This is a genomic window from Kitasatospora sp. NPDC004289 (assembly GCF_053602875.1).
Map to the genome: position 1 here is coordinate 77,305 of NZ_JBSGEL010000023.1, position 7,296 is coordinate 84,600.

At 71.9% G+C, this 7,296-nt stretch carries 6 protein-coding genes; all 6 read right to left on the reverse strand.

What is annotated here, in order from left to right:
• Positions 1–25 precede the first annotated feature (25 nt).
• Complete coding sequence (locus ACWEPF_RS17870) at positions 26–295, reverse strand: metal-sensitive transcriptional regulator (RefSeq protein WP_345281257.1); 270 nt, start codon at positions 293–295, stop codon at positions 26–28.
• Between the two features lie 118 nt (positions 296–413).
• Entirely contained in the window at positions 414–1,178 is a 765-nt protein-coding gene (locus tag ACWEPF_RS17875) for a bestrophin-like domain (RefSeq protein ID WP_345281256.1), read from the reverse strand.
• A gap of 75 nt (positions 1,179–1,253) precedes the next feature.
• A complete protein-coding gene (locus ACWEPF_RS17880; protein ID WP_452173313.1) occupies positions 1,254–1,976 on the reverse strand; it encodes a hypothetical protein in 723 nt (240 codons plus the stop codon).
• Between the two features lie 167 nt (positions 1,977–2,143).
• Positions 2,144–4,396, reverse strand: coding sequence for a terpene synthase family protein (locus ACWEPF_RS17885; protein ID WP_452173314.1), 2,253 nt, complete (start codon positions 4,394–4,396; stop codon positions 2,144–2,146).
• A gap of 79 nt (positions 4,397–4,475) precedes the next feature.
• On the reverse strand, positions 4,476–5,888 hold the full coding sequence (locus tag ACWEPF_RS17890; protein ID WP_452173315.1) for a family 2B encapsulin nanocompartment shell protein: 1,413 nt from the start codon (positions 5,886–5,888) through the stop codon (positions 4,476–4,478).
• 315 nt (positions 5,889–6,203) lie between these two features.
• Positions 6,204–7,265 (reverse strand): branched-chain amino acid aminotransferase, encoded by a 1,062-nt coding sequence (locus ACWEPF_RS17895; RefSeq protein WP_452173316.1) that lies wholly within the window; start codon positions 7,263–7,265, stop codon positions 6,204–6,206.
• Positions 7,266–7,296 lie beyond the last annotated feature (31 nt).

Here is a 7,296-nt window from a genome sequence, read left to right on the forward strand (position 1 = left end):
TGCTAGCAGGGGCGGGTGACGGCGGTCAGGCGAGGGTGAGGAAGAGCTTCTCGAGCTCGGCCTCGGTCAGGGGCTGGGAGCCGTCCTCGGACTCGCCGTTGAGGCACTGGCGCATGCCGCTGGCCACGATCTTGAAGCCGGCCCGGTCCAGGGCGCGGGAGACGGCGGCGAGCTGGGTGACCACGTCCTTGCAGTCGCGGCCGGCCTCGATCATCGCGATGACGCCGGAGAGCTGGCCCTGGGCGCGGCGCAGCCGGTTCAGCACGGCCGCCTGGGCCTCTTCTTCCACCTTCACCGGGCTCCTCCTCCGTGCGGCGGCGTGGACCGCCCAGGATACCCCAGCGGGTATGGCGGGACGGCGGACGCCCGCCCACCCGGACGGGGGTGGACGGGCGCTGCGGCGACGGAGCGACTCAGTCGCCGATCCCCGGGAAGAGGTCGAGGAAGGGCTGCGCGGTGACGGACAGGCCCCGGCCGAAGGGGTTGTCGAAGTCCCAGATCAGGAAGAGCAGGAAGGCGATCAGCGCGCTGAACGCGGCCGCCAGGAACAACTCCCGCCCGGAGCGCCGGATCTGGAGGGTGAAGAGCAGGCCGACGGTGACCACGGCGCCCGCCACCAGGCCGAACCAGACCACGCCCGGCATGGTCGGCCCGGCGTTCTGGCCACGGGAGTTGCGCGCTTCGTCGGCGGCGGCGATCCGGTCCACCATCGGCTGGTAGTTCTGGTTCTCGATCTCGGTCTGCGGGGCGCGTTCGGTGACGGTGCGGCGCAGCTGGGCCAGCTTCTCGGTGCCCTCGGGGGAGAGGCTCTCGTGCTTCTCCATGTAGGACCACTCGGTGTCCACGATGAACGAGACGTAGCCGTTCACCTCGGCGCGCACCTTGTCGCGGTCGGCGGCCGGCAGCACCTCGGCCCGGGCGCTGACCTCGTGCAGCGCCTGGGCCTCGCGCAGCGCGTCGGCCTGGGCGGAGCCGCGGGCCTCCCAGACGCCCGCGATGGCCAGGCCGAGCACGATCGCGTAGACCACGCCGATCATCATCGTCATGTACTCGATGACGTCCGGCGTCTCGGACGGGTCGTCGTCCTCGCCGACCCGGCGTTGTCGCAGGACCACGACGGCCAGCACCACGGCGCAGACCGCGGCCATGGCGATGACGAGGGCCACCCACTCGGACATGAGGGAACTCCACTTCGGTGACCGGGACGGCTGTCCCGGTTGGGGACGGTCAGGGGGCTGTGGGGTGACGCTGGGTCAGCGGCGGCCTCGGCCGCCGCCACTGCCGCCGCGCGGGCGCAGGGCGCCGGCTGCCAGGACGGCCGGGACGGTGACCAGCAGCACCGTCCGGGTGGTCGGCATGCTGTTCCGCTCGGGCGGCTTGGCCACCGCCACGGGCGCCGGCTTCCAGAACGACACCGTGGGCCGGGGGGCCGGTGGCGGTGCGGGCGGCGGCGGGGTGGTGGCCGGGGGCGGGGGCGGCGGGGGGACGACCGGCGGGGGCACGACCGCGCGGGACGGGGTCGGCTTCGGGGTCGGCTTGGGAGGCGGGGGCGGTGGAGGGGTGGGCTTCGGGGGTGGTGGCGGCGGAGGTGTGGGGGTCGGAGTCGGGGTGGGGGTGGGCTTGGGGGTCGGGGTCGGGGTCGGGGTGGGGGTGGGCTTCGGGGTGGGCTTCGGGGTGGGGCTGGGGCTCGGCTTGGGGGTGGGCTTGGGGCACGGGTGGTGGTGATGGTGGTCGTGGCCCTTGCCGTTGCCGGTGCCGAACTCGTACTCGAAGCCGACCTCCACCTCGACGGGGGCGAGGCCGACCCCGACCCAGTGGCACCAGCCGAGGTGTAGTCCGTTGTCGTGGGGGTCCCCGCCGCGGGAGGCGCCCGGGGCGGCTCCCGCCAGGGTGAAGCAGAGCGCGGTCGCGCCCAGCACGGTGGCGGCCCGTCGGAGCAGCCGGCTGCGGGGTGCCGTAGGGGAAGAGTCGCTCACGTGGAAGATCACCGAGCGACCTGGCGGACAGGTTCTCCGGTTGGCCACTGAATACCTCGAAAGGGCTAACGTATGGTCAGAATGTCCGACCACGAACCGATGGCGGGAACGCCGCGGAGGGGTCCGGGCGGCGACGGCCGTCCGGACCCCTCCGCGGGCGAGGGGGTTCAGCTCCTGCGCAGCAGCTCCACCACCCGGGCCGCCGAGGTGCCCAGTCCGGTCGGGGCGCCGAACGGGGGCGGGGGAGGGGTGGGGACGGGTTCGGGCGCCGGCGCCGGCGCGAAGTGCCGCAGCAGCGAGGGCTCGTCGTAGCGGTGGCACTCCCGGTGCCAGAGCAGGATGCCGTACATCCAGTGCCGGAGCTCCTGGACGTAGCCGTCCAGCGCGGCCCTGGTCTCCTGGGGGAGCGCCAACTGCTCGTAGAGTTGCGGGAGTTCGACGGTGCTCAGGTGCTCGAACTGGCGCATCCGCTCGGTGTTCAGGTCGTGCACGACGGCGATCGCCTGCTCCGGGTCGCAGTCCAGGAAGTTCCGCACCACCACCACGGCGTTGTGCAGCTCGCCCTCGAACTGGACCTCCTTCTGGTACGAGAACAGGTCGTTGACCAGCGTCGCGTAGTCGAAGGCCGCCGCCTCCAGCTCGGTCAGCGGCGAGGCCGCGAACACCTCGGCGGGGACGTCCTCGGTGCGGCCGAGCCGCAGCAGGCCGCGGGTCAGGTCGGAGCCGAAGGTGAGGCGGCGCATCTCGAGGTAGTCCACCGGATCCGGTACGTGGTTCTGGATCTGGTTGGTCAGCTCCCAGAGCCAGCTCTCCAGCATCCGGACCACGCCGGTGCGGAAGGAGCGGCGCTCCTCGGGTGCCATCGGCGCGGCGGTGCGGTGCCAGATGTCCGCCAGGGCGACCTCCGCCGGGTGCGGGCCGGGCGTCGCGGCCCCGCCCTCCACCGGCATCGCCGCCAGCAGCCGCTCGTGCATCAGCCGGGCCCCGGCCAGGTCGTGGGTCCGGCCGTAGACCAGCGGGTAGTAGTCGTCCACCCAGGTGCCCCAGGTCAGCCAGGCGCTGGTGAGGTCCAGCTCCTCGGCGGTGGCCCTCGGCTGCATGCCGGCCGAGCAGAGCGGGAAGTCGAAGTCGCGCAGGTCGGCCTCGGTCCACAGTCCGCTGCCGGGCACTCCGGGCACGGCGTCGAGCAGGCCCGTCCGGTGCGACCAGGCGACGGTGGCCTCCCGGGAGTGCTGGAGGTGCGGGTTGAGCCCGTTGCCGAACGGCATCCGGAACTCCGGGAGTTGGACCGCGCCGACCTGCTCGAAGGGGGTGTAGGAGAAGGACCGCAGCCGGGCCGGCATGGTCCGGGCCACCGAGGCGAAGAGCCGGGCGGCCGAGGTCCCGATCCCGGCCGGGCCGCCGAGCGGGCCCTCGCCCAGGTCCGCCTCGGCGTTCATGTAGCGGCTGGAGCGCATGTGCCACTCGTGGCCGCCGGACTGCCAGTCCTGGAGGCCCTTGACGTAGGCGAAGACGTCGGCGGCGGCCCGCGCGTCCATCCCGCGGTCGGCCAGCAGGGCCGGGACCTCGGTCAGCGCGGTGTGCTCGAACTGCTGGAGCCGGGAGGTCAGCAGGTCGTTCAGCCGCTCGGCCGCCTCCTGGGTGGAGCAGCCCAGGAAGGTCTCCAACACCAGGACGCCGTTGGAGAGTTCGCCCTCCTCCTCGACCTCGCGCTGGTACGAGAAGAGGTCGTTGCGCAGGTGCACCGCGTCCGAGAAGGCGTCCCGGAGCACCTCCATCGGCCGGGTGGCGGCGATCTCCGCGGGGACCTCGGCGCCGGCCGCGTGCTCGACCAGCCCGGCCGACCAGGGGGCGCCGCCGACCTTGCGGCGCATCGCGATGTACTCGACCGGGTTGGAGACCCGGCCCTTCTCGATGTTGGACAGCTCCCACATGGACTCGTTCAGCAGCGCCTCGGTGGCGGTGGCGAAGCGTTTCCGCCAACCGTCCGACATGGCCGGGACGGAGCGGGCCCAGAGGTCGGCCAGCCCGGCCTCCACCGCGTTGGTCGGCTCGGGGTACCCCTGGGAGTCGTCCAGCGGCATGAAGGCGGCCAGCCGGTCGAGGTAGGCCTTGCCACCGGCCAGGTCGCGGGTGCGCTTGAAGATGTCGAGGAAGTGGTCGTCGAAGAAGAAGACCCAGACGTACCAGTCGGTGATCAGCCCCAACTCGGCCGCGTCGCAGTCGGGGTGGGTGTACGCGCAGAGCAGCGCGTAGTCGTGCCGGTCGAAGTCGTCCTCGTCCCAGATCCCGGAGCCCTCGATCATCGCCATCTCGCGGGCCCAGGCCTTGGAGTGCGTCCGGGCGCTCTCCAGGTGCGGGTTGAGCCTGGCCGGGTACGGCATGTAGAAGTCCGGCAGTCGGAAGGGTTGCGCCGCCATCGGTGCCAAGCCTTTCGGGGGATACGGTGCTGGGCGGGCCGGAGGATTCCGGCCCGCCCAGCACCCCGCTCACTGAGGGTCAGTCACGGCCGTTCGAGATCTGGACGTTCTCCAGGACGCCGAGGGCGTCCGGCACCAGGACGGCGGCGGAGTAGTAGGCGGTCACCAGGTAGTTGATGATCGCCTTCTCGTCGATGCCCATGAAGCGGACCGACAGGCTCGGCTGGTACTCGTCCGGGATGCCGGTCTGGTGCAGGCCGATGACGCCCTGCTCGGCCTCGCCGACGCGCAGCGCGATGATCGAGCTGGTGCGCTCCTTGGTGACCGGGATCTTGTTGACCGGCAGGATCGGGACGCCGCGCCAGGCCGGCACCTTGGAGCCGTGCAGGTCGACGTGGTCCGGGTACAGGCCGCGGGAGTTGAACTCGCGGCCGATCGCGGCGATGGTCCGCGGGTGGGCCAGCAGGAAGTGGGTGTCGCGGCGCATCGAGAGCAGCTCGTCCAGGTCGTCCGGGGTCGGGGCGCCGGTCTGGGCCTGGATGCGCTGCTTGAAGTCGGCGTTGTGGAGCAGGCCGAACTCCGGGTTGTTGATGAGCTCGTGCTCCTGACGCTCCTTCAGCGCCTCGATGGTCAGACGGAGCTGCTGCTCGGTCTGGTTCATCGGCTGGTTGTAGAGGTCGGCGACCCGGGTGTGCACCCGCAGCACGGTCTGGGCCACGCTCAGCTCGTACTCGCGCGGCTTGAGGTCGTAGTCCACGTAGGTGCCGGGGAGCTCGACCTCGCCCCAGTGGCCGGCCGAGAGGGCGATCTCGGCCTCGCCGAGCTCGTTCTGCCGCTGCTGCGGGAGGGTGAGGAACTCGGCCAGGTGGGCCTGGAGTCCGGGGGACTGGTCGAGCACCGCCTGGAAGTCGGAGCGGCTCAGGGTGAGCAGCGTGCCGTTGGTGGCGGCGGTGACGGTGTAGTCCCACAGGGCGTCGGACTCGGTCAGCGCCTGCTCGCCGAAGCGCGAGCCGTCGGCCAGCACGCCGAGCTGGGTGGGCGCGTCGTAGGCGTCCAGGCCGGCCCGGTTCACCTTGCCGTGCGCCAGCAGGTGCAGCTGGTCGATCGGCTCGCCGAGCTCGGCCAGCACCTCGCCGGCCCGGAACTCGCGCTGCACGCAGCGGTCGGCCAGCGCGGTCAGCACGTCGTTGTCCTCGAAGCCGCGCAGCAGGGCGAGCTCGCCGAGCTCGCCGGGGATCACCCGCACCTCGGAGCCGGTCTTCACGAAGTCGATGCGGCCGTCGCCGACGGTGTACGTCAGACGGCGGTTGACGCGGAACGCGCCGCCCGAGGTCTGGACCCAGGGGAGCACCTTGAGCAGCCAGCGGGAGGTGATCTCCTGCATCTGCGGGGCGGACTTGGTCGTGGTGGCGAGATTGCGAGCGGCGGCGGTACCGAGGCTGAGCTGCTTCTCCGGTGCCTGAGCGTTCTCCAGGCCTGCGTCCACGGACATCTGCCGGGTTCTCCTTCATCGTGCTCGGCGGGCGCCCTGCCAGCACTGACAGGTCGTCAAAGTATGTGAATAACACCGGGCTTGGAGCCGACGGCCGATCCTCCGGCCTGCCCCCTCCCCGACCTCTGACGACCCTAGATCCACATCGCCCCGCCGGATCGGAGAGTGTCCCTCCACTCCCCCGAACGAGTGAATCAACGGGCGGGTCCGATCATGGGTGGGTCCGATCTGCTCAAGGCCGTACCCGAACGGAAGCCGCCCGCCCCCGTGGACACGGGGGCGGGCGGCGGGCCGGGCCAAGGTGGGACGGGGCGGTCAGGAGCCGATGTGGAGCCAGCCGTCGGGGTCGGCGGCGAGGCCGTGGTGGAGGTCGGTGAGGGCGGTGCGCAGGGCGCGGGTGACGGGGCCGGCGGTGCCGTCGCCGACGGTCCAGTCCCCGTCCCGGTCGCGGACCAGGCCGACCGGGGTGACCACGGCGGCGGTGCCGCAGGCGAAGACCTCGGTGACGGTGCCCTCGGCGCACTCGCGGCGCCACTGCTCCAGCGAGATCCGCTCCTCGCCGGTGCGGTAGCCGAGCCGCTCGGCCAGCGCCAGCAGGGAGTTGCGGGTGACGCCGGGGAGCAGGGTGCCGGTCAGCCGGGGCGTGATCACCTGGGCGTCGGCACCGCTGCCGCGGACCAGGAACATGTTCATCCCGCCCATCTCCTCGATGTACGTGCGCTCCAGCGCGTCCAGCCAGACCACCTGCTGGCAGCCGAGCGCCTCGGCCTCGCGCTGGGCCACGAAGGACGGCGCGTAGTTCCCGGCGATCTTCACGTTGCCGGTGCCGCCCGGGAAGGCCCGGACGTAGTCGTGGCTGACGTGCACCGAGACGGTCGAGGTGTTGTCGCCGAAGAAGCCGCCGGCCACGAAGGCCATCAGCAGGAAGCGGTAGGTGCGGGACGGGCGGAGCATCAGCGAGGTGTCGGTGCCGAAGATCATCGGGCGGATGTAGATGCTGTGCGCCGGGTCGTCGGAGAGCTGGCCCTGGTCGGCCTCGATCAGCCGGTCGATGACGGAGACGAAGGTCTCCACCGGGAGCTCGGGGATCGCGAGCCGGGCGCAGGAGCGCTGGAAGCGGAGCGCGTGGTCGCGGGAGCGCCAGGTGCCGACGGTGCCGTCGGCCCGGCGGTGCGCCTTGAGGCCCTCGAAGGCGACCTGCCCGTAGTGCAGGCCGATCATCGCGGGGTGGATCGAGAGGTTCTCCAGCGGGCCGAGCACCGGCTCGGACCAGCCGTCCAGCTCGTTCCAGTCCATCGAGATCATGTGCGCGGTGAAGGACTCGCCGTGGCCCGGGTTGGTGATGACCTGGGCGGCGGGCTCGATGGTGGTGGTCATGGTGGTCTCCTCAGCGGTGGGGTCGGGCCGG